Raw genomic sequence first — 22075 nt, 5'->3', positions numbered from 1 at the left:
CGAAGGCTTCCGGCGTGGTGGACCTGGACAGCGCCACCACACCGGAGGCCTTCGTATACCGCCGCCGTGATCCACGGGCTCATGGACTCCGGGCCGTGCAGCGGGACGAGGGATCAGGGTGCCCTATGGCCGTTGCAGGGGCAGCGGTTGAAGCGCGGGCCAGCGGGTGAGCATGGCCCGCCGGATGTCCGTGGCGAGTTGCCCCAGGCACCGGAGCTCACCGCCGTCAGCGGTCATCCGGCTGACGATGCCGAGACGGTGGACGAGTCGCTGCCGGGCCGTTGCCGTACCCCACTTCCAGTCCCGGTCCGGGACCTCGGCCAAGTGGTCGGCGGTTCCGCGGTACGCCCGCTGGACCAGCGCGTCGCCCCGTAGCAGCCAGCCGGCACATGCGTCGGCGAGATCGTCCTGGACCTCGGTGCCCGTCGCCTCGCGCCATGCCGCCCGATAGGCGGCCTCGGCCGCGTGCAGCAGGGGCTCAGGTGGGGCGGTGGCGCACCAGCAGGTCGGGAAACCGATGCGCAGGTAGGCAAGTTCCACCAGCCCGTCGCCCAGCGCGGCCTGTTCGAAGTCGATGAACCGGATGCCACTGCTGGTGTGCATGTCATTGCCGGGGCAGGGGTCGCCGTGCAGCAGGGCGTGGCCGGGTGTGCCGAGCAGACGGCCGACGAGCCCCTCCAGCTCGGCTCGTGCTCCGGACGGCACCGCGACACCGAGCGTCCTGGCGAGCCCGAGGAAGGAGTCGATGTCGTCCTGGGTCGGGCCGGACCAGGCGGGGAGCATGTCTGCGTCCTCGGCGCCGGTGGCCGCGTGGAGCCGGGCCAGCGCCGAGGCGTAGTCGACCACCCAGTCCTCGCGGGGCTTCTGGTGCTCCAGGTGCTCGAGGACCAGGACCCGTTCCCCCGGGTCGGTGCCGAGCAGCACCGGCGCCACGGGCGGGTCAACCCGGGAGGCGAGCTTCAGCGCGGCCACCTCGCGTGCATACCTCTCGGCGGCCTCCGGAGCGTCGATGAGCTGCTTGACCACCACTCGCGTGCCGGACAGCTCGGCCCGCCACACCCGCGACCGCGGGCTGCTTTCCAGCCGGCGACCCCGGCCAGGTGCGCCGAGCTCGGCCCGCAACTTCTCCCCGAACGGCAGTCTTGACCACATGGCTTCATCCTTGCTTGCGCCTGAACACTGCTGACTGTGGAACGAGTTGGAAAGCGGGTTGGCCTTGAAGGCCCCGGCACGTGCGGCTGCGCTGGAGTTCCCCCCCCGTGCCTCGGTCAGCTCCAGGTCATGTTGATCTCACGCGCGAAATTGATGTATCCGGCGCGCCGGAAGGCGTTCGCCATGGGGATGTTGCCGAGGTCTGTGGACGCCCGGATGCGCGGGACGTCTTGCTCGGCGAGGACCCGGGTGCCCTCGGCGAGGATGTCGTCGACGTAGCCGTTGCCGCGGTGTGTGGGCAGGACCGCGAGGTACGCGATGACCGGGTTGTAGTCGTTGTGGGCCGGGATGACGAACCCCACCGGCTCTCCATCGGGCAGCGTGGCGATGCGCCACCAGTCCCGCGGGCTCCGGTAGCGCGCGAGTTCGTCCTCGTAGTGTCTGACGGCCGCTTCGTGGGCGGACATCCGGGTCAGGTCCGCCCGGCCGTGTGCATCCAGCGTCCCTTCCAGCACCGAGGCCATCAGAGCCACGAGTTCCTCGGCATCGTGGACCGGCCGGAAGACGAGGCGCCTGCTGACCTCGGGAACCGGCAATTCCGGACGCCATTCCAGCCGCAGTCGTTCGACCAGGAGCCGGGCGCCGGTCCGTTCCAGTAGCGTCATCCGCTCTTCCACGACTCGTCTGCTCGTCGCGTCCTCGCGCCAGTCCGGCGGGACGAAGCGGCTGTACTCGGGTGGACGCGCCCCGTTCGGAAAGGCGGCGGCCATCGCGGTGCGCAGAAGCCGCACCCCGATGTCCACGTGAGGGGAACCCGAGGCGCCGTCTTCGATGTCGAGGACGTCCAGGAGGAGCGGTGCGTCGCCCGCCGATCGGCTCCACCAGGCTGCCCTGGCCAGCAGTTGGTCACCGCGGAGGGCGACCCACATCCATTGCGGACGCCGGCGGCCGGCGGCGAGGTCTTCCGTCAGTTCCTCGTTGAGGACGTAGGGCAGTCGGGAGAAGAGGTCGAGTTCTTCGCGTCCGGTGATCGGACGCATGGTCAGCTCATTCGCTTTCACGGTCAAGGCACGCTCCGGTGAAGGCGCTTGTCCGCTCCGGGGTCAGACGCGGTCGGCGCCCCGGGAGGACACAAGCGCGGTGATCATGGCGATCATGGGCTTATCCCTCCTCTCGCTGTCGTGGCCCCTCGCCCTCGTGGCGGAGGTCCGACGCCAACGTCTATCCAACCGCAGCCCCGCCCGCAAACCCTTTTCGACCGCCCCGCCGGTCGCGAACAGTGGGTTTCGGTTGTCAGCCGCAGTTTCCGATCACCGTGGTGCCTGGCAGGAAACCGGCCTGAGAGCATGGTGCGATGGAACACGTTCGACAGCTGGTCAGTTCTGGCTCACCACTTGAGCCCCGGATCGGATTCTCCCGGGCGGTCCGCAAAGGGCAGCATGTCGTGGTGGCCGGCACCGCGGCCATCGGGGACGACGGGAAGACGGTGGGGCAGGGCGACGTCTACGCCCAGACCGTGCGGTGCCTGGATATCGCCGAGGCCGCGCTGAAGGAAGCCGGGGCGGGGCGGGAAGATGTGGTGCGGACCCGCATCATGCTCACGGACGTGACGCGGTGGAAGGAGGCCGCGAAGGCGCACGGAGAGCGGTTTGCCTCGGTCCGGCCGGCCTGCACCTTCGTCGAGGTCTCGCGTTTCATCGACCCCGACTGGCTCGTCGAGCTCGAGCTCGACGCGATCCTCGACGACTGACCATCCGCGGCTGATCGTCCACGGCCGGGATCCGCTTCCCCCAGGGCCCCGGCTCGCCCCCGGACGGTCGCACCCTGTCCGTCACCGGGCCCGGTCACTACGCTGACGCCGGATGACCAACCGGGAGGAGCGGCAACGTGGCCGACAGCATCACCGAGCAGCGACTGACGGGCGAAAGCGCACCCGCGCTCGACCTGACCGAAGCCGAGTGGCAGTCGAGCAGTCAGGGCGTGGGTGACGTCCAGATCGCCTTCGTCGAGGGCTACATCGCGATGCGTAATGGTCGCAGTCCGGAGATCCCGGCACTGATCTTCACCCCTGCCGAGTGGCGGGCGTTCGTACTGGGCGCGCGGGAGGGGGAGTTCGACCTCACGTAGCTCGACCGCACGCGGGCCGGCGTGGAGCGGGCCGGTATGGCGCGGGTCGACGTGGCGCGGGCCCGCCTCATGCGGCCCGCCCTCGCCCGGCCCGCGCAACGGAATTCCATGCCGTGCTCACCCTTACGTGAGCACCACGCAGCCCCTTTCCCGCAGCGCCACGACCGGTTCCGCGGTGTCCGCCACCGCGTTCCACCGCAGATCGAGCTTTTCCAGTGACGGCAGCTCGGCGATCCATGACGGCAATTCCCCGATCCGATTTCCCCGCAGGTCGATCCGGCGCAGCAGTGGCAGTGCGCGCAGCGCCTCGGGGACACCGGGCAGGGCATTGTTCCGGAGCTCCAGCACCCGCAAGGCGTGCAAGGCGGTGAACGAGGCGGGCAGGCCGGTCAGGGCATTGCCGCCCAGCCACAGTTCCCGTAGCAGTCCGAGCCGGCCGGCCGACGCCGGTACATTCGTCAACTGGGCGTTCTGGGCGCGGAGTTCGACCAGTCCGCCCATCTCGCCGATTTCCTCCGGCAAGCGGCCCAGCGGATTGTCCCCGGCATTGAGATAGCCGAGCCGGTCCAGCGCGCACAGCCCGTCCGGCAGGCCGGTGAGCCGGTTGTCGTGGAGATACAGGTACCGGGTCAGTCCGGGCGCCAACTCGCCGATTTCCTCCGGTATCCCGGTCAGCGCGTTGTGGCCGAGGTCGAGGGTGTGCAGTGCACGGAGGCGGCCGAGGGCGGGTGGAATCCCGGTGAGGTGGTTGTCGGCGAGGATCAGGACCTCGCAGTCCTCGCGTCGCCAGACCTCGGGCGGGACCGAACGCAGGCCCGCCTTCCAGTAGTTGAGGCGGGTGTCCCTCACGGCCTCCCGCGGCGCGCGGCCCGCCGGCCTCGCCGTGCGAGCGGTGAGACAAGGATCGGCCATCGTTCCCCTCCATGATTAATGGCAGGCGGCGACGCTACCATTAGCCGCATGACCGCAGCACGGCTCGCCCTCGACCTCGCCGTCACCCTCCGCCACGACGGCCACGGCGGCGTCGCCGACGACCTCGCCGATACGGCCGGCCTCACCGCCTGGCTACGGGAACGGGCCGCCCTCCTGGACGGCGCCCCGGACGCCTCCGCGGACAAGGCCCTGCTCGCCGCCGTACGGGAGGTGCGGGCCGCCACCCGGTCCCTGTTCGCCCGCGCCGTCCGGCCCGGGCCGCCCAGCAGCGCCGACGCCCACCGGCTGCTCCCGGAGAGCGAGGCGATCCGCCGGCTGAACGCCGCTGCGGCCCTGGTCCCGACCGTGCCGCGGCTCGCCTGGCCGCCCGGCGCACCGCCGACGACGGAACGCCGGCCGACGGGCGAGCCGCCCGCCGCCGACCGGCTCACCGCCGCGCTCGCCCGCGCCGTCATCGCCTTCCTCGACGGCCCCGACCGCACGCTCCTGCGGGCCTGCCCCGCCCCTCGCTGCGTCCGCTATTTCGTCAAGGACCACGCCCGCCAGGAGTGGTGCACCCCCTCCTGCGGCAACCGCGCCCGGGTGGCCCGCCACCACGGACGGCGCCGGGAAGAGCGCGCGGAACGGCGTGCGGAAGGGCGGGGCGCCGCATGACGGGCGAGCGCGACCTCCAGGTACTGATCAGGAGCATGCGACCCCAGCTCCACGAGGGGCGATATGTGTTCACGACCGTGCGCGGCGCCGTCCCCGAGGGCCTGGAGCCGGTGGTCACGGTCGCGGAGCCGGAGGGCAGCACGCTCGTCGTCCGACAGGAGGACGCCGACCGGGCGGGCCTGGCCTACGACTACGTGGCCGGCTGGCTCACCCTCCGGGTGCACTCCGCGCTGGATGCCGTCGGGCTGACCGCCGCGGTCGCCGCCGAACTCGCCGCCGCGGGCCTCAGCTGCAATGTCGTCGCCGGGTACTTCCATGATCACCTCTTTGTGCCGTACGCCGCGGCCGACGAGGCGGTCCGGCTGCTCACCGCGCTGGCCGAGCGGGTCTGAGGAGGGCCGCAGCCGACCGGGCAGGCGCGCGAGCCGGTCCGGCCGCAGCCCCGGCCGCAGCCGCCGTCACTCGCCCCGATGTCCGCGCGGCGAGCCCGGCGCGGACACGTACGATGGCGGCATGTCCTTCCTCCGCCGCCGTAGCGCAGCCACGCCCGCTGGTCCTGACTTCGACGTTCTCGCGATGGACCCCGGGGACTGGCCGGGCAACCTCGGTGCCGGGCTGCTGCCCGCGCCCGACGGCACCTGCCAGGGTGTTTTTCTGCGCTACGACCTGTTCGGCGGCCGCGGCCCCGCGATGATCATCGGCAATCTGCCGGAGGGCTCACCGGCCCGCGACCTCGCCGACGACGAGGTGCCCTTCGAGGTGGCCCAGCTGCTCGCGGCGCTCGGCAACGACGAGCCGGTGACGGTCGTCGAGAGCGAGGACACCCCCGTGATGCACGAGGACAACCTGCTCATCGTCAAGCGCATCAAGTGCTCCGAGAGCCGGATCTCCTGCGCCCAGTTCGACCGCAGTGACGGCGTGCTGGTCACCATCGCCAGCTGGGAACGCCCGATCACCGACGATCTCTACGCGCTGCTCAAGCCGCTGCCCGCGGAGCTCTTCCAGCAGGGCTGACGCCGGAGCGGAGGCGCGTCGCGCCCGGTGGACGAGAGGACCGTCCACCGGGCGCGACGCTTGCCGTCACACGAGCGGAGTCATCCCCCGGCGTCGTCGATACGGCCTGTACGGCCCATACGGCCACACGCGACAGCGGGCCGCACCGCGCGCGACCGCAGCACGCGCGACCGCACTACGCGTCCGACCGGCGGATATCCACATCGTCCGCCCGGACATAGCCGACCCGGTGGCCGAGCTGGATCTCGTAGTAGACGTCGTTGCCGCGCACGACCGTGTGCTGGGAGACGTCGAACGTCGGCGCATAGAAGTAGTCGCCGCGCATCCGGTCGCCGACCGCGTACTCCTGGCCGGCCGTGATCTTGTACGGGAGTGGGGTCACGGCCTGGTACGGCACGCCTGCCGGGTAGGCCTCCTTCTCCGGGTACGCCCGGCCGTAGACCGGGATCTCCGCCCGGCCGTCCTTCGGCGTGGCGACCGGGCCCCGCGAGTTCACCGCCGTCCGGGCGCCGGCCGGGTTGCGGAACCACGCCCGCTGCCCGAGGTACCAGATCGCCGTCCAGTCACCGGCACGCTCCGCCACCGCGAACTGCTGCCCGGTGGAGGCGCGGGCGCCGGTGTCATTGACATCGATGGTGGAGTCGCTGCCGTCCGGGTGCAGCCCGATGTCCCTGACCAGCGGAGCGTGCTCGTCCGGCGCGGTGTACAGCCGGACCGCCGCCGAACCGTGCGACGCACACGGCTCGCCGGGCTTCGTGCAACCGGTGTAGTCGGGCCGGTTCTGGCCGTAGTGGGGGCGGATGGTCACCAATCCGCCGCGCGGTCCCGCATTGGGTGTGAAGGGCGCGCCCAGCAGCGTGAAGTAGTGGTCCCAGTCCCAGTACGGCCCCGGGTCGGTGTGCATGCCCTTGATCGTCGCCGGGGTCGTGCCGGGCACATTGTCGTGGCCCACGATGTGCTGCCGGTCGAGCGGCACGTCGTACTTCCGGCTCAGATACCGCACCAGCCGGGCCGACGTGCGGTACATGGCCTCCGTGTACCAGGCGTCCGGCGACGCCAGGAAGCCCTCGTGCTCGATGCCGACCGAGTGCGAGTTGATGTACCAGTTCCCGGCGTGCCAGGCGACGTCCTTGGTCGGCACATGCTGCGCGATCAGCCCGTCGGAGGATCGGATCGTGTAGTGCCAGGACACGTACGTCGGGTCCTTGATCAGCTTCAGCGTGGTCTCCCACGAGCCCTCGGTGTCATGGATGACGATCGTGCTGACGCGCTGGTCCCGGGGGCGGTTCGCCAGGTCGTGGTTGCCGTAGTCGTGGTCGCCGAACTCCTCGTACGGCGCCGGGACCGACTCGCAGGCCACGCTCCACGGGCACTCCAGATCGGGCGCGGGGCCCTCGTCCGTCTGCATGCCGGCACGTTTCGCCTGCCCGGAGTCGAGGTGCAGGCTGGGCACGGCGGCCAGCGTCACCCGCTGCCCGGCGTCCGTCGTCCGGGTCAGGCCGCGCCGGATCACCGCGTACACATCGTTGGCGAACGACCGGCCGGCCTCGGAGTTGTCCTCGCCCGCGTAGCGCGCCACCGCCGCGTACCACTGGGCCGGATCGGCGCTGCCGGCCGTCCCCGTCCGGCGCTGCTCCGCGGCGAGCAGCGCCGCGCCGCCGAGCACATTGGCCGCCGGGTCCGTACGCAGCTTCTCGGGCGACAGCCCGGTCAGCCCGGCGGCCGTGTGCAAGGTCCGCAGCCGGGCGGGGAGTTCGCCCGGCAGCTTCGCCCGCTCCGCCTGGCGGGCCGACACGGCCTTACGGCCGCGCGAGCCGTCCCCGCGGGCGTCCTCGGCCGGCCCGCTGAACTCCGGCTCCCGCGACAGGGCCGTCCGGGCGTCGGTCAGATGCATCGGGCCGTAGCCCCCGGAGACGCTGGGCGCGCCGCCGTGATCGTCCCACCGGGACTCCAGGTACGAGACGCCGAGCAGCACGCTGCGCGGTACGTGATAGCGCTCCGCGGCTTCGGTGAAGGCGCGCTGCAGATCGCCGGGGCCGGGCTTGCCGGCGCCCGCGGACGGAGTGGCCGCGATCAGCGGCAGCAACAGCACCGCGGCGGCGACGGCGGTGACGGACCTGCGCAGGGCGGGACGGGCGGTTCTCTTGTCGTCTTCCGGGGCGGATCCTCGCAAAACAGCCTCCTCAAGCCGGCCCGAGCCGACGCGATGTGACGGTTGATGCGCAAACGGCCGTACGAAGCGAAGGACCCGAGACTAAAGCCACCGGTCGGCCCAGAGCCAGGGGTTTGCCGACGCTCCGTCAATCGCCACGCCGCCTCCGGATTTCGCATGTCAGCGCATCTTCCGGGGATCCTTCCCGGACCGGGCTCCGGGCCTGCGGAGCGTCAGTGGAATGGACCAATGAACCGGCACCCCACACACGGGTGAGCGGCGCGCCCCGTCCCGGGCGCGCCGCTCCTCTTCCCTCACCGCCTGAACGGCGCGGGGGACCCCCGCCCGCCGTCAGCGCGTACCGACCGCCGCCCGCACCGCACGCCGCGCCATCTGGCAGTCGTCGTGCAGCCGGCGCAGGAGCAGCCGCTGCTCCTCGCCCGCCGCGGGGGCCCCGGGCTGTCCCGGTCCCGGAGTCCCCGTAGGCGCGGGCTCGCGCATGGTCCGCTGCACGGCCGTTTCGTAGCGCCGGATCTCGCGGGTCAGGACCAGCATCAGATTCACGAGGAAGGCGTCCCGCGAAGCCGGTCCCGCGGACTGCGCGAGCTGGCTGATCTGACGGCGTGCCACCGGGGCGTCACCGAGCACCGACCACAGCGTCGCCAGGTCGTAGCCCGGCAGATACCAGCCCGCGTTGTCCCAGTCCAGCAGCACCGGGCCGGCGGGCGAGAGCAGGACGTTGTTCAGCAACGCGTCGCCGTGGCAGAACTGCCCCTGGGTGTGCGCCAGGCCGTGCAGCAGCTTCTGCAGATCACCCAGGTCCCGGTCGGTGAGCAGCCCCAGGTCGTGATACCGGCCGATCCGGCCCGCGTAGTCCAGCGGGGCGTCGAACAGCCCGGCCGGCGGCCGCCAGGTGTTGATCCGGCAGATCGCGCCGAGCGCGGCCCGTACGTCCGCGCGGGGAGGCGCCTCGGACGGATGCCGCGCCGCGGCCGCGACCCGGCCGGGCATGCGCTCGACGACCAGCGTGCAATTGTCGGGATCGGCCGCTACCAGCCGCGGCACCCGTACCGGCGGGCGATGCCGGACGAATGCGCGGTAAGCAGCTATTTCCTGCCGGAACCGCTCGGACCACGCGGGAGAGTGGTCCAGTAAACACTTCGCGACCGCGCTCGTCCGGCCCGTCGTGCCCACCAGGAGGACGGACTTGCCGCTGCGGCGCAGCACCTGGACCGGATTGAACTCCGGACAGATGCGGTGCACCGAGGCGACGGCGGCGCGCAGCTGAGCGCCCTGGGGGCCGGACAAATCGAGTCTCCCGCTGAGCGGTTGGGTGCCCGTCCCCTGTGGCCGCCGGTTACGTCCGCCGGTGAGGCCGGCGACGCTCCCCACGGAAGGGGAGGGGTCGAGATACGGCCCGCTGCCGGAGGGGTGCGGGCGGTACGGCCGGGCGGTGGCGGTCACGGCGGACGATGCTGCATACATGGGTGAGACAGATCCCTTCGTGCGCCGACGAATTGCGTGCGCTCCCGGCCCGGTGGTGGGAACCCGGTGAACGGGCCCGCAGAAGGAGGCCGATCCAGGGTCCCTGTGAAGGGCGCGCACCCTGGGGAATGCGGTCCCGCCACCGGGCCGGGGGCTGCACACCTACCGAACACGGGGCTATGGGTGGCAGACCATCTGGCGCACCCTGGCGAACCCTGGCGAATGGTCGCAGCCCCCCTCACCGGCCGTTACTGTCAACTCAGTCGAGGAACCTGGGGGCTTGACGTGGACAGGCAGCCGAACACCCGTCTCGCGGACCTTTTCGGCCTGGCCGGCTGGTCCAAGGGAGAGCTGGCGAGACTGGTCAACCGGCAGGCGGCGGCCATGGGCCATCCGCAGCTGGCGACCGACACCTCGCGAGTGCGGCGCTGGATCGACATGGGGGAGACGCCCCGCGATCCGGTGCCCAAGGTCCTGGCTTCCTTGTTCACCGAGCGCCTCGGCCGTGTCGTAACCATCGAGGACCTCGGGTTCGCCAGAACCGGTCGCTCGGGGAAACGGCAGGCCACGGACGGTCTGCCGTGGGCTCCCGAACGGACCGCTGCGGTCCTCACGGAATTCACGGGAATGGACCTCATGCTCAACCGACGCGGCTTGGTGGGCGCGGGCGCGGCGCTCGCCGCGGGATCCGCACTCACCGGCGCCATGCACGACTGGCTGCACACCGACCCCGCCCTGACCGCCGAAGCCCCACGCCACGGCGATCCCTTCTCCGCCGACTCCCTCGACCAACTCGACCAGATCGGCCTCGACCGCTACGAGGCGGCCCCCGTCGGGTCCCAGGAGATCGACGCGCTGGAGCGCTCGGTCGAAGTCTTCCGCGCCTGGGACGCGAACCGCGGCGGCGGCCTCCAGCGCAAGGCAGTCGTGGGACAGCTCAACGAGGTCGGCGGCATGCTCGCCTACCGCCACCCCGACCATCTCCAGCGCAGGCTGTGGGGCGTGGCGGCCAACCTCGCCGTGCTGGCCGGCTGGATGTCCCATGACGTGGGGCTGGAGCCCACCGCGCAGAAGTACTTCGTCATCGCCGCCCATGCCGCGCGCGAGGGCGGCGACCGACCCCGGGCCGGCGAGGCGCTCTCCCGCGCCGCCCGGCAGATGGTCCACCTGGGCCGCCCGGACGACGCCCTGGACCTGATGAAGCTGGCCAAGTCCGGCTCCGGCGAGCAGACCCTGCCGCGGACCCGCGCCATGCTGCACACCATCGAGGCCTGGGCACAGGCCTCCAAGGGCAACGGCCAGGCGATGCGCCGCACCCTGGGCGAGGCGGAGGAGCTGTTCGTCTCGGACAAGGGCGATGTGCCGCCGCCCAGTTGGATGCAGATGTTCGACGAGGCGGATCTGCACGGCATGCAGGCGCTGGCCTTCCGTACGCTCGCCGATCACGACCCCTCCGTCGCGAAGATCGCCCAGAGTCACGCCAAGCAGGCGCTGCGGCTGCGGAACGCCGGCTTTCAGCGGTCCCAGATCTTCGACTACATCTCGATGGCCTCGGCCTGCTTCATCGGCAACGACCCCGAACAGGCCGACCGCTACGCCCGGCTGGCTCTGGTGTCCATCGGCGAGAACTCTTCGCATCGGACCTGGGACCGGCTGCGCGAGATGTTCCGGCTCACCAATCAGTACGCCAGCTACACCAAGATCCAGGACCTGCGCGAGGAGATCCAGCATGTCCTGCCGAAGGCGAAGACCAAGCCGAAGGGAAGCGCGTCAGGGCTCGGACCAGGGCTGGGATCGACGGGCCTGGGCCCCAACTTCGCCGTATGACAAGGGATATGGCGCGGCGTCAAGTGAAGGTCACGATGACGAGGCATCACATGGCGATGTCTCGGGTGATGTCGGTGCCCTGAAGTCCGTTGCGCCGTGCGACGGTGCTTCCGTGTCGGACGGCGCGTACGTGTCTGCCGGTGCGTGCGCGGTGTGTGTCAGTCGCCGATCCTGGCGATCAGCACACATGCGTCATCCTCGCGCTCCGTGCTGCCGAACTCCTCGACGACGATACGGACGCTGTCCTGCGCACTGCGGGCCGCGGCGAACCGTGGCGCCAGTGCGAGCAGCCGCTCGGCCCCCTCGTGGGCGTCGGCGGTGGGGTTGCGGCGGGGCACCAGACCATCGGTGTGCAGAACGAGCAGATCGCCCGGCTCGAGTTGTTCGGTGCGCTGGGCGTACGTCGCGCCCGAGGTCGCGCCGAGCAGTACGCCCTCGGGCGGGTCCAGCGCGCGCCCCGTGCCGCCGCGGAACAGCAGCGGCGCGGGGTGCCCGGCCTGGGCCCACTCCAGCCGGCGGGTGTCGGGGTCGAAGCGGCAGCACACCGCGCTGCCCAGTGCGGGCTGCGCGGTAGTGTCCAGAAGCTGGTTGAGGAAGCCCATCAGCGGTCCCGGCTCCTGCCCGGCGACGGCCATCCCGCGCAGCGCGCCGAGCACCATCGCCATCCCGGACGTGGCGGTGACGCCGTGCCCGGTGAGATCGCCGACGCTCAACAGCGTCTTGCCGTCCGGGAGTTGCAGTGCGTCGTACCAGTCGCCGCCGATCAGCGCGCTGGTGCCGGACGGAAGGTAGCGGCCGGCGAAGTCGAGGGCGACCGGGCCACCCTGCGGGAAGCGCAGCGAATCGCGCCACTGCGGCAGCACGGCCTCCTGGAGCTCGACCGCCAGACGGTGTTCGGTCTGCTCGGCATGCCGCTCGCGCTGCAGCGAGTCCACGCTGTCGCGCACCGCGGCCTGGCTGCGCCGCAGCTCGCTGACGTCGCGCAGCACGGCCCACATGCATGCCGTACTGCCGTCGGAGTCGAGCACCGGCTCGCCCACCATGTGGACCGTGCGCAGGCTCGCGTCCGGGCGCACGATCCGGACCTCGCCGTCGATCGGCTTGCCGTCCACCAGGCAGTCGGTGACCATCGCGGCCAGCCCCTCCTGGTCCTCTGCAAGCACCAGCGACGGCAGCTCGTCCAGGGTCAGCGGTCCGTCGGCGGGCTTCCGGCCGAACATCGCGAAGAGCTCGTCGGACCAGGTCGCCTCGTCCGTGAGCAGATTCCACTCGGCGCTGCCCACCCGGCGCAGCAGCGAGCCGCGCTCGTGCGCCGCGGGCTCGGGCGGTGCCGCGGGCAATTCCGCATACGGCGCCTCGTCCTCGTCGTTCTCCGGCGGAAGTCCCTCTCTCAGCTGGTCGAGATGACCGCCGAGGTCGTCGAGGTGGTGGACGGCGAGGTCGCACAGCGCCCGCTGCCAGCGCAGCTGCGGGTCGGTGGCGAGGCCGGTGTCCACGGCCGCGGACTCCCGGCGCACCGCGTCCAGGCCACCGCGCAGGCGGCGGGCCTGCGTGATGAGTGCCTCGACGGTGTCGCGCTCGGGAGACCGGTCGGCTGAGTGATCCGCGAAGAGAGGGGACGGCATGACGTACTCCGTGATCAGGCGGCGCCGGGGCCAGGTCTGACAGAAGGGGCCGGTTACGACTGTTGCACAGGCTGCGACGGTCCGTAAGGGATTTGGCATTACCCGATACGGTGGTGCACCTGGCATATGCCGTTGGCCTTCCGTGGCAACCCCGGGTCGAATCGGCGGAATGACAGCTTCCAGGCTAGGCTGCGGCCGCCGTAGAGCTGTCATGCCCGCCGATCCATGGTGGGAACGACGCATACAGCCCGCAGTCACCGGCAAGAATGCCGGTCAGCGGAAATCCCGTTGCCAGCCTGCCCCTCGCCCCGGATGCTGACCTCATGTTCGATCCAGACATAGCGCCCAGCGGCACCCTGCTCGGCCTCCTTCAGCGAGGCCGCGGCGACGGGACCCTGCATGCCCTCGCGGCGCCGCGTGCCGAGGCGCTCGCGGCGCTCAACGACAGCGTGCTGCGTGACCCCAGGCGCGACTGGCAGATCGAGAACCGCTCGCTCTACTACGCGCGCCTCTACATGCAGCTCGACGGCGGACTCGAAGAGATCGAACGCCACCTCTTCCACGCCGACGACCTCGTCGACACCGGCGAGGAGCGCACCGGTCTCGCCCTCGCCGTGCTCGGCCACCTCGCCTCGTACGGCCGGGCCGCCGCCCGCCTGCTGCTGCGCAGCTACGCCGCGGCCGGCAGCAACTGGCGCTGGGCCCTCGACGAGCTCGCGCTGCGTGACGACGACGCCGGGCTGATGACCCTCGCCCCCGCCGCGCTCGCCCGCTTCCCGGAGACCGAGGAGGGCGAGGCGGAACTCGCCGCCGCCGTCCGCGATGCCTTCGAGCCCCGGCCCTGGCGGCTGTGGGCCGAGGACCCCCGCTACCGCGCCCGGCTGGCCGCCGCTGCCGAGCAGGGCTCCTTCGACCGGTGGCAGCGCCAGCTGCGCCCCCGTGGGCCGCGCCCCGGCTGGAGCGTGACCGAGGTCCTCGCGTGGGCCCAGCAGGGCCTGGAGCTCGAGCCCGAGGAGCACCGGTACGTCGCCGCCGCCCGCTGCCTGGGCGCCGTCGCCGGACCCGAGGACCGCCCCGAGCTGCTGAATGCCGCCCGTACGGGCCCGGACGCCGCGCGCGCCGCGGCCCTGCACCACCTCGCCGACCGCGGCGACGCGGACGTCCTCGATCTGATCGAGGACGCGGTCGCCTGCCCCCTCTCCTCCGAATTGCCGGTCTCGGCCGCGCTCGCCGCCTTCGCGCGGATGCGCAGTGTGGCGGCCGTGGAGCGGGCCCGCATCTGGGCCCCGCGCACGGACCGCCTCGGTGCCTCGGCCGCCGCGATGCTCGCCCGCCGTGGCGCGCAGCGCGACGCCGATCTGGTGCTGGCCGCGCTGCGCCGCACGGTTCGTGAGGAGGGCCCGGACGCGGGCGGTCTGTGGGAGCTCGTCGACGGCGTCGGCCGCCTCGGCGTCGCCTGCGCCGCCCCCGTACTGCGCCACATCTACCGGGAGACCTCCTCCTCGCACCTCCGGGGCCGGGCGGCCGGTGCGCTCGCCGCCACCGATCCCGGCTTCGCGGCCGGCTTCGCCGTCGAGTGCCTGTGGGACTGCGAGGAGACCACCCGCGAACTCGCCGCCCGGCACGCCGCCACCGGCGACGACCGGGTCGTCGAACAGCTCCGCCGCCTCGCCGCCGATCCGGCGGAGGAGGCCGAGGTCCAGACGGCGGTCCGCAGCCGCTTCGGGCCGGAGGCCCAGGGGGTGTAGGGCGCCGGTGGTTCCGGGCCCCGCTCACTCCCCGGCGAAGGACATCCCCTGCGCCGCCAGCGCGTCCCGCAGGATGCCCAGGGCCTTGGGGCCCATCCCGTGCAGCTGCCGCAGCTCGGCCTCGTTCGCGCCGGCCAGTTGCGACAGCCGCAGATAGCCCGCCCGCTCCAGGGCCCGGCGTGCCGGGGCGCCGATCCGCGGGGGGAGGCCGTCGGCGGGCTCGTCGGGCTCCGCTTCGTAGGAGGTCACACGTCTCCTCGTCCGTCCGCTCCGCTTCGGCGCCGCGGCGCCGGGTCCACTTCCAGCCTGACATCCGATCCGGCCGGCCGCCCGGCGGCGCCGCGCGCAGCGGAACGCTCATGGGACGTTCCCCGGCTGGAAAGATCCCCTTGGCCCGGTCCACGCACGGCGCGCCGAGAACAGCCGTATGCGTGTCGTCATCGTCACCGAATCCTTCCCGCCCGATGTCAACGGCGTCGCACACTGCGCCCTGGAAACCACCCGGCATCTCGTCCGGCGCGGCCACGATCCGCTGGTCATCGCGCCGCTCGCCGCTCATGAGCCGGCGGTAGCGGCCGTCGAGAGCCCCTGCCCCGTCGTCCGGGTGCCCTCCGTGCCGCTGCCCGGCTATCCCCAGGTACGGATCGCGCTGCCGGGGCGGAGACTGTCCGCCGCGCTCGACGCGCACCGGCCGGACGTGGTGCACCTCGCCAGCCCCTTCGTCCTCGGCGCCCGCGGGATGGCCGCGGCGGCCCGGCGCCGGGTGCCCGCGATCGCCGTCTACCAGACCGATCTGGGCCGCTACGCCCGCACCTATCTGGGCGGCGGCGCCGCGACGGCCTGGCGCCGGATCCGGGCGGTGCATGCGGCCGCCGACCGGACGCTCGCGCCCTCCAGCGCGGCGCTGCTGGATCTGACCGAGCACGGCGTGCCGCGGGTCCATCTGTGGCCCCGCGGGGTCGACTCCGCGCGCTTCCACCCCGGCCGGCGCGATGCGGTGCTGCGCGGCTCGCTGGCCGCGGGGCGTGAGCTGCTGGTGGGGTACGTGGGGCGGCTGGCCCCGGAGAAGGACGTCCGCCTGCTGGCCGAGACCTCCCGGCTGCCCGGCGTGCGCACCGTCGTCATCGGCGACGGCCCCAGCGCCCCTGGACTGCGCGCCGCCCTCCCCGAGGTGCGCTTCCTGGGCCGCCGCACCGGCGATGAACTCGCCCGGATCTATGCCTCGCTGGACATTTTCGTGCACACCGGTCCGTACGAGACCTTCTGTCAGACCGTGCAGGAGGCGATGGCCTCCGGGGTGCCCGTGGTCGCGCCGCGCGCCGGCGGCCCGCTCGACCTGGTGGACCACGGCCGCACCGGGCTGCTGGTGACGCCGGGCGACGGCGGGGCCGTGCGGGACGCGGTGCGGCTGCTCGGGGACAGCGCCGAACTGCGCATCCGGTACGGCGCGGCGGGCCGTGCGGCCGTCGAGGACCGCACCTGGGAGGCCGTGGGCGATCAGCTCCTCGGCCATTACGAGGACGTGCTCGCCGGCCGGACGGCGGTGGCGGCATGAGCGGTGACGCCGCGGACGGCATACGAAGCGCTGCGAAAGCCCGCCGGGGCCGCGGGGCGGGGCTGCGGATCGTACGGGTCGCCAATTTCGTCACCCCGGCGTCGGGCGGGCTGCGTACCGCGCTGCGCGAGCTCGGCGCCGGCTACGCGGCCGCCGGGCACGAGCCGGTGCTCATCGTGCCGGGGGCGGGACACGGGACGTCCGACGAGCTCACCGGACAGGGCCGGGTGATCACTCTGCCGGGGCCCGCGGTGCCCGGCACCGGGGGCTATCGGGTACTGACCGACGGGCGCCGGCTGCGGCGGGTGCTGCGGGCGCTGGACCCCGACCGGCTGGAGGTCTCCGACCGTACGACGCTGCGGTGGACGGGCGAGTGGGCGCGCCGGGCCCGGGTCCCCGCGGTGATGGTCTCGCACGAGAGCGTCGACGGGGTGCTGCGGACCTGGGGCGTGCCGCACCCGCTCGCCCGCGCCGCCGCGGACCGGCTCAACTCCCGTACCGCACACGCCTACAGCCGCATCGTGTGCACCACCGAATGGGCGGCGGCGGAGTTCACCCGGGTCGGGGCGCGCAATGTCGTGCGGGCGCCGCTCGGCGTCGACCTCGCCGCCTGGCACCCGGACTGCCGGAGTGCGGAGCTGCGGCGGCGCTGCGCGGGACGGGCCGCCGTCCTGATGGTGATGTGCTCCCGGCTGTCGCCGGAGAAGCGGCCGGGGCGGGCGCTGGACGCGCTGGCGGAGCTGCGCCGGCGGGGTGTCGACGCGGCGCTGGTGGTGGCCGGTGACGGGCCGCTGCGGGCGCGGCTGGAGGGCCGGGCGCGGGCGGAGCGGCTGCCCGCGGCGTTCCTGGGGCACCTCGCCGACCGCGCCCACCTCGCCGCGCTCCAGGCCAGCGCCGACCTCGCGCTGGCGCCGGGCCCGGCCGAGACCTTCGGCCTGGCGGCCCTGGAGGCGCTCGCCTGCGGCACACCCGTGGTCGCCAGCGCCGCCTCCGCGCTGGCCGGCCTGGTCGGCAGCAGCGGCGACACCGCGCTCGACGACGGCCCCTCCTTCGCCGACGCCGCCCAGCGGGTGCTGGCCCGCCCCGAGCCCGCCCGCCGCGCCGCCGCCCGGCAGCGCGCGGAGGGGTACGGCTGGCGGCCCGCCGTCGAGGCCTTCCTGGCCGCGCACGACGCGCACGACGCGTCCGCGCCATGCGGCCCGGCGGACGTCGAGCCCGTGTCGCCGGTGCGTCCCCGGGCCGGGTGGTGACGATGCAACGGTCCGGCTTCGCCGCGCTCGGCGACTCGCTCACCGAGGGCCTGGGGGACCCCCTGCCCGCCGGCGGCTGGCGCGGATGGGCGGCGCTGCTGGCCGCGGCGGCGGGGGAGCGGCCGGGAAGCGTGCCGCTGGTGAATCTGGCGTGCAGCGGGGCGCTGGCGGCCGATGTGGCCACGCGGCAGCTGCCCGCGGCGCGGTCCCTGGCGCCCCGCTACGCCTCGCTCGTCGTCGGTGCGAACGACACCTTGCGGGCCGCCTTCGCCATAGAGCGGGTCGCCGCCGCGCTCGATCTGACACACCGTACGCTCAGCGCCGACGGCACCGTGGTGCTGACCGCGTGTCTGCCCGACCCGGGGCGGATGCTGGGACTGCCCGCGCCGCTGGCCCGCCCGCTCGCCCGGCGGATGCGCGCGGTGAACACCGTCGTCCATGCGGTGTCAGGCCGCTACGGAGGCATCCATCTGCACCTCGCCGACCACGCCTGGGTCGCCGACCGCGCCAGCTGGAGCGTGGACCGGCTGCACCCCAGCGAGCGCGGCCACCGGCTGCTGGCCCGCGGCTTCCACGCGGCGCTGGCCGCCGCCGGGCACGCCGTGGGGCCGCCTCCCTCGCTCACCCTCGACGGGCCGCCGCCGACCCGCGCCGGGTCCGCCTGGTGGATGGCCACCCGCGGCACCCGCTGGGTCGCCGACCGCTGTACGGATCTGCTGCCCGGCCTGCTCGCCCTCGCGCTCCAGGAATGCCGGCACGGTCTGGCCGGTTCCGGACGGCTCCTCGATGCCACCGCCGAACGCGCCACGCGCGCCGCGCTCGCCGCCCTTTCGGATCCGAAGGGCGCTGCGACAATGGCCGGATGACCGGACGCTGGGAGTTCTGGATCGACCGCGGCGGCACCTTCACGGATGTCATCGGCAGACGGCCGGACGGCCACCTCGTCACCCACAAGCTGCTCTCGCACCACCCCGAGCGCTACCGGGACGCCGCGGTGGCCGGGATCCGGCTGATGCTGGGGCTGGGACCGGACGAGCCGGTGCCCGCCGAGCGGGTCTCCGTCGTCAAGATGGGCACCACCGTCGCCACCAACGCCCTCCTGGAACGTACGGGCGAGCCGACGGTGCTGCTCATCACCGAGGGATTCCGGGACGCGCTGCGCATCGCGTACCAGAACCGGCCGCGGATCTTCGACCGGCGGATCGTGCTGCCCGAGGCGCTCTACGCGCGGGTGATCGAGGTGCCCGAGCGGATCGGCGCGCACGGCGAGACCGTACGGCCGCTGGACGCCGACGGGGTCCGCGAGGCGCTGATCCGGGCCCGCGCGGACGGGCTGCGCAGCGCGGCCGTCGTCCTGATGCACGGCTACCGCCACGCCGCCCACGAGAAGGCCGTCGCCGAACTGGCCCGGCGGGCGGGCTTTGCGCAGGTGAGCTGTTCGCACGAGGTCAGCCCGCTGATGAAGCTGGTGCCGCGCGGCGACACGACCGTCGTCGACGCCTATCTCTCGCCGATCCTGGGCCGGTACGTCGACGAGATCGCCGCGCAACTCCCCGGCATCCGGCTGATGTTCCTCCAGTCCAACGGCGGGCTCCGGGAGGCCGAGCACTTCCGGGGCAAGGACGCGGTGCTGTCCGGGCCCGCGGGCGGCGTCGTCGGCATGGTCCGCGCCGCCGAGGACGCCGGGGGCCACGACCGGGTGATCGGCTTCGACATGGGCGGCACCTCCACCGATGTGTCCCACTACGCCGGGGAGTTCGAGCGGGTCTTCGGCAACGAGGTCGCGGGAGTGCGGATGCGCTCCCCGATGATGAACATCCACACCGTCGCGGCCGGCGGGGGCTCCGTGCTGCACTTCGACGGGCGCCGCTACCGCGTCGGGCCCGACTCGGCCGGCGCCGTCCCGGGACCGGCCTGCTACCGGCGCGGCGGGCCGCTGACCGTCACCGACGCCAATGTGATGCTCGGCCGCATCCAGCCCGACCACTTCCCCGCGGTGTTCGGCCCCGGCGGCGACCGGCCGCTGGACGCCGACGTCGTCCGCACCCGGTTCGCCGAGCTCGCCGCCCGCGCCGCGGCCGCCACCGGGGACGACCGCGGCCCCGAGGACGTGGCCGCCGGCTTCCTGGACATCGCCGTGCTCAACATGGCCAACGCGGTCAAGAAGATCTCCGTCCAGCGCGGCCATGACATCACCCGCTACGCCCTCACCAGCTTCGGCGGCGCGGGCGGCCAGCACGCCTGCGCGGTCGCCGACGCGCTGGGCATCGGCACGGTGCTCGTACCGCCGCTGGCCGGTGTCCTCTCCGCGTACGGCATCGGGGTCGCCGACGCCACCGCGATGCGCGAGGCGGCCGTCGAGGCGGAATTCGGGCAGGCCGGGGCCGTCGACCGGGTGCACGAGGTGTGCGACACCCTCGCCGGGCAGACCCGGAGCGAGCTGCTCGACGACGGCGTGCCCGAGGAGAGCATCACCACCCGGGCGCGGGTGCTCATCCGCTACGCCGGGACGGACTCCACCATCGGCGTCCCACTGGCCGACGCCGCCACCATGGCCGATGACTTCGACCGGGCGCACCGCGCCCGCTACGCCTTCACCATGGACAAGCCGCTGGTGGCCGAGGCGGTGTCGGTCGAGGCGGTCGGGGCGGCCGGCGGGGCGAGCGGCTACGAGGTCCCCGTCACGGAGCGGTCCGGAGATGTGCGGCCGCTGACCACCGTGCGGATGTATGCGCAGGGCCGCCGGCAGGACACCCGGCTCTACCGGCGCACCGATCTGCGCCCCGGCGACTCCCTCACCGGCCCGGCGATCATCGCCGAGGAGGACGCCACCACCGTGCTCGACCCGGGCTGGCGGGCGGCCGTGGGCGAGCGCGGGCACCTGCTGCTGACGCGTGTACGGGAGCGCGAGGGCCGCACGGCGGTGGGCACGGAGGCCGACCCCGTGATGCTGGAGGTCTTCAACAGCCTCTTCATGGCCATCGCCGAGCAGATGGGCGTCCGCCTGGAGAACACCGCGCACTCCGTCAACATCAAGGAGCGCCTCGACTTCTCCTGTGCGCTGTTCGACGCCGACGGCAATCTGATCGCCAATGCCCCGCACATCCCCGTGCACCTGGGCTCGATGGGGGAGTCCATCAAGGAGGTGCTGCGGCGGCGCGGCGGCGACATGCGGCCCGGCGATGTCTACGCGATCAACGATCCCTACCACGGCGGCACCCACCTCCCCGACGTCACGGTCGTCACCCCCGTCTTCGCCACGCACGATGACGCGACTCGCGAAGCCGGAACTCACGGTGAGGTAACGCACGGTGACGAGCTGTTGTTCCTGGTCGCCTCCCGCGGCCACCACGCCGAGATCGGCGGCATCACCCCGGGCTCGATGCCCGCCTTCAGCAGCACCATCCAGGAGGAGGGCATCCTCTTCGACAACTGGCTGCTGGTGCGCGACGGCGAGCTGCGCGAGCGCGAGACCCGCGAACTGCTCGCCTCCGGCCCGTACCCCTCCCGCGCCCCGGACGCCAATATCGCCGATCTGCGCGCCCAGATCGCCGCCAACGAGAAGGGCATCGAGGAACTGCGGCGGATGACCGGGCAGTTCGGCCTGGATGTCGTACGGGCCTACATGGGGCACGTCCAGGACAACGCCGAGGAATCGGTGCGGCGGATCATCGCCGGGCTGTCGGACGGCTCCTGCCGCTACGAGACCGACAGCGGCGCCGAGATCCATGTCGCGCTCACCGTCGACCGCGCGGCCCGCGGCGCCGTACTGGACTTCGCCGGGACCTCACCCCAGCAGCCCGGCAACGCCAACGCGCCCAGCTCGGTGGTGATGGCCGCGGTGCTGTACGTCTTCCGCACCCTCGTCGCCGAGGACATCCCCCTCAACAGCGGCTGCCTCAAGCCCGTCCAGGTCCGTATCCCGCCGGGCTCGATGCTCGCCCCGCGGTTCCCGGCGGCCACCGTGGCGGGCAATGTGGAGACCTCCCAGGCGGTCACCGGCGCCCTCTACGCGGCGCTCGGCATCCAGGCCGAAGGCTCGGGCACCATGAACAACCTCACCTTCGGCAACGACCGGGTGCAGTACTACGAGACCGTGGCCGGCGGTTCCGGAGCGGGCGACGGCTTCGACGGCGCGGACGCCGTACAGACCCATATGACCAACTCCCGGCTGACCGACCCCGAGGTACTGGAGTGGCGCTACCCCGTCCGCGTCGACCGCTTCGCCATCCGCAGCGGCAGCGGCGGAAGCGGGCGCTGGCACGGGGGCTGCGGCGCCGAACGCCGGCTGCGTTTCCTGGAGCCGATGACGGTGGCCCTGCTGAGCAACCACCGCAGGGTCGCGCCCTACGGGATGGCGGGCGGCGCGCCCGGCTCGCTGGGCGTCAACACCGTGGAACGGGCGGACGGTTCGCACGAGGCGCTGCGCGGCTGCGACGCGGCGGACGTGGGGGTGGACGATGTGCTGGTGATCCGCACGCCCGGCGGGGGCGGGTACGGGCCGGCGGAGGGCTAGGGCTGAACTCCTTCACCGACCTTGTCGGCCGGGTCCA

Annotated in this window: 18 protein-coding genes; 11 read left to right on the top strand and 7 right to left on the bottom strand. The window is 72.9% G+C overall.

Annotated features, from left to right (window positions below; translation table 11 throughout):
* Positions 1–123: 123 nt before the first annotated feature.
* Positions 124–1152 (bottom strand): aminoglycoside phosphotransferase family protein, encoded by a 1029-nt coding sequence (locus ACIRPT_RS20220; protein WP_403828747.1) that lies wholly within the window; start codon positions 1150–1152, stop codon positions 124–126.
* A gap of 116 nt (positions 1153–1268) precedes the next feature.
* The gene (locus ACIRPT_RS20215; RefSeq protein WP_403828745.1) at positions 1269–2192 is read right to left on the bottom strand and encodes a GNAT family N-acetyltransferase; all 924 of its coding nucleotides are present in this window, start codon (positions 2190–2192) and stop codon (positions 1269–1271) included.
* A 314-nt stretch (positions 2193–2506) separates the two neighbouring features.
* On the opposite strand from ACIRPT_RS20215, the gene ACIRPT_RS20210 reads away from it, so the two are divergent.
* Positions 2507–2902 (top strand): RidA family protein, encoded by a 396-nt coding sequence (locus tag ACIRPT_RS20210; protein ID WP_403828743.1) that lies wholly within the window; start codon positions 2507–2509, stop codon positions 2900–2902.
* 137 nt (positions 2903–3039) lie between these two features.
* On the top strand, positions 3040–3279 hold the full coding sequence (locus tag ACIRPT_RS20205; protein ID WP_403508008.1) for a DUF397 domain-containing protein: 240 nt from the start codon (positions 3040–3042) through the stop codon (positions 3277–3279).
* Between the two features lie 123 nt (positions 3280–3402).
* Here the strand turns inward: ACIRPT_RS20205 and ACIRPT_RS20200 are convergent, their stop codons facing one another.
* Positions 3403–4128 carry a leucine-rich repeat domain-containing protein gene (locus tag ACIRPT_RS20200; protein WP_403828741.1) on the bottom strand — a complete coding sequence of 242 codons (726 nt, stop codon included), beginning with the start codon at positions 4126–4128 and terminating at the stop codon, positions 3403–3405.
* A gap of 111 nt (positions 4129–4239) precedes the next feature.
* Here ACIRPT_RS20200 and ACIRPT_RS20195 point away from each other — a divergent pair, with 111 nt between their 5' ends.
* The 3 genes from ACIRPT_RS20195 to ACIRPT_RS20185 all read left to right on the top strand — a co-directional run bounded on the left by ACIRPT_RS20195 (position 4240) and on the right by ACIRPT_RS20185 (position 5880).
* Positions 4240–4866, top strand: coding sequence for a CGNR zinc finger domain-containing protein (locus ACIRPT_RS20195; RefSeq protein WP_403508004.1), 627 nt, complete (start codon positions 4240–4242; stop codon positions 4864–4866).
* Positions 4863–5258: an ACT domain-containing protein gene (locus ACIRPT_RS20190; protein ID WP_403828739.1), complete on the top strand. Its 396-nt coding sequence runs from the start codon at positions 4863–4865 to the stop codon at positions 5256–5258. The genes ACIRPT_RS20195 and ACIRPT_RS20190 overlap by 4 nt, the downstream gene beginning before the upstream one ends.
* 121 nt (positions 5259–5379) lie before the next feature.
* Complete coding sequence (locus tag ACIRPT_RS20185; protein WP_403828737.1) at positions 5380–5880, top strand: hypothetical protein; 501 nt, start codon at positions 5380–5382, stop codon at positions 5878–5880.
* Positions 5881–6055: 175 nt separating this feature from the next.
* On the opposite strand, the gene ACIRPT_RS20180 is transcribed toward ACIRPT_RS20185, so the two are convergent.
* Together ACIRPT_RS20180 and ACIRPT_RS20175 are read right to left on the bottom strand one after the other, a co-directional pair.
* Positions 6056–8053, bottom strand: a complete 1998-nt coding sequence (locus tag ACIRPT_RS20180) for an N-acetylmuramoyl-L-alanine amidase (RefSeq protein ID WP_403828735.1) — start codon at positions 8051–8053, stop codon at positions 6056–6058.
* 330 nt (positions 8054–8383) lie between these two features.
* Positions 8384–9517, bottom strand: a complete 1134-nt coding sequence (locus ACIRPT_RS20175; RefSeq protein ID WP_403507999.1) for an aminoglycoside phosphotransferase family protein — start codon at positions 9515–9517, stop codon at positions 8384–8386.
* A gap of 285 nt (positions 9518–9802) precedes the next feature.
* Between ACIRPT_RS20175 and ACIRPT_RS20170 the strand changes: the two genes are divergently transcribed.
* Complete coding sequence (locus ACIRPT_RS20170) at positions 9803–11344, top strand: hypothetical protein (protein WP_403828733.1); 1542 nt, start codon at positions 9803–9805, stop codon at positions 11342–11344.
* Between the two features lie 158 nt (positions 11345–11502).
* On the opposite strand, the gene ACIRPT_RS20165 is transcribed toward ACIRPT_RS20170, so the two are convergent.
* A complete protein-coding gene (locus tag ACIRPT_RS20165) occupies positions 11503–12969 on the bottom strand; it encodes a PP2C family protein-serine/threonine phosphatase (RefSeq protein WP_403828731.1) in 1467 nt (488 codons plus the stop codon).
* Positions 12970–13292: 323 nt separating this feature from the next.
* Here ACIRPT_RS20165 and ACIRPT_RS20160 point away from each other — a divergent pair, with 323 nt between their 5' ends.
* On the top strand, positions 13293–14717 hold the full coding sequence (locus ACIRPT_RS20160) for a HEAT repeat domain-containing protein (protein ID WP_403828729.1): 1425 nt from the start codon (positions 13293–13295) through the stop codon (positions 14715–14717).
* 24 nt (positions 14718–14741) lie between these two features.
* On the opposite strand, the gene ACIRPT_RS20155 is transcribed toward ACIRPT_RS20160, so the two are convergent.
* Positions 14742–14966, bottom strand: a complete 225-nt coding sequence (locus ACIRPT_RS20155; protein ID WP_403828727.1) for a DNA-binding protein — start codon at positions 14964–14966, stop codon at positions 14742–14744.
* Between the two features lie 178 nt (positions 14967–15144).
* Between ACIRPT_RS20155 and ACIRPT_RS20150 the strand changes: the two genes are divergently transcribed.
* Genes ACIRPT_RS20150 through ACIRPT_RS20135 form a run of 4 tightly spaced genes read left to right on the top strand, consistent with a single transcriptional unit; the run spans position 15145 to position 22038 of the window.
* A complete protein-coding gene (locus ACIRPT_RS20150) occupies positions 15145–16272 on the top strand; it encodes a glycosyltransferase family 4 protein (RefSeq protein WP_403828725.1) in 1128 nt (375 codons plus the stop codon).
* The gene (locus ACIRPT_RS20145; RefSeq protein WP_403828723.1) at positions 16269–17522 is read left to right on the top strand and encodes a glycosyltransferase; all 1254 of its coding nucleotides are present in this window, start codon (positions 16269–16271) and stop codon (positions 17520–17522) included. Before ACIRPT_RS20150 ends, ACIRPT_RS20145 begins: the two co-directional genes overlap by 4 nt.
* 2 nt (positions 17523–17524) lie before the next feature.
* The gene (locus ACIRPT_RS20140; RefSeq protein WP_403828721.1) at positions 17525–18388 is read left to right on the top strand and encodes an SGNH/GDSL hydrolase family protein; all 864 of its coding nucleotides are present in this window, start codon (positions 17525–17527) and stop codon (positions 18386–18388) included.
* Positions 18385–22038: a hydantoinase B/oxoprolinase family protein gene (locus ACIRPT_RS20135; protein ID WP_403828719.1), complete on the top strand. Its 3654-nt coding sequence runs from the start codon at positions 18385–18387 to the stop codon at positions 22036–22038. Before ACIRPT_RS20140 ends, ACIRPT_RS20135 begins: the two co-directional genes overlap by 4 nt.
* Positions 22039–22075: the final 37 nt, after the last annotated feature.

Origin of the sequence: Streptomyces sp. NPDC101227 (genome assembly GCF_044767545.1) — a bacterium.
Lineage (GTDB): Bacteria > Actinomycetota > Actinomycetes > Streptomycetales > Streptomycetaceae > Streptomyces.
This window is presented reverse-complemented; position numbering and strand designations above follow the sequence as displayed.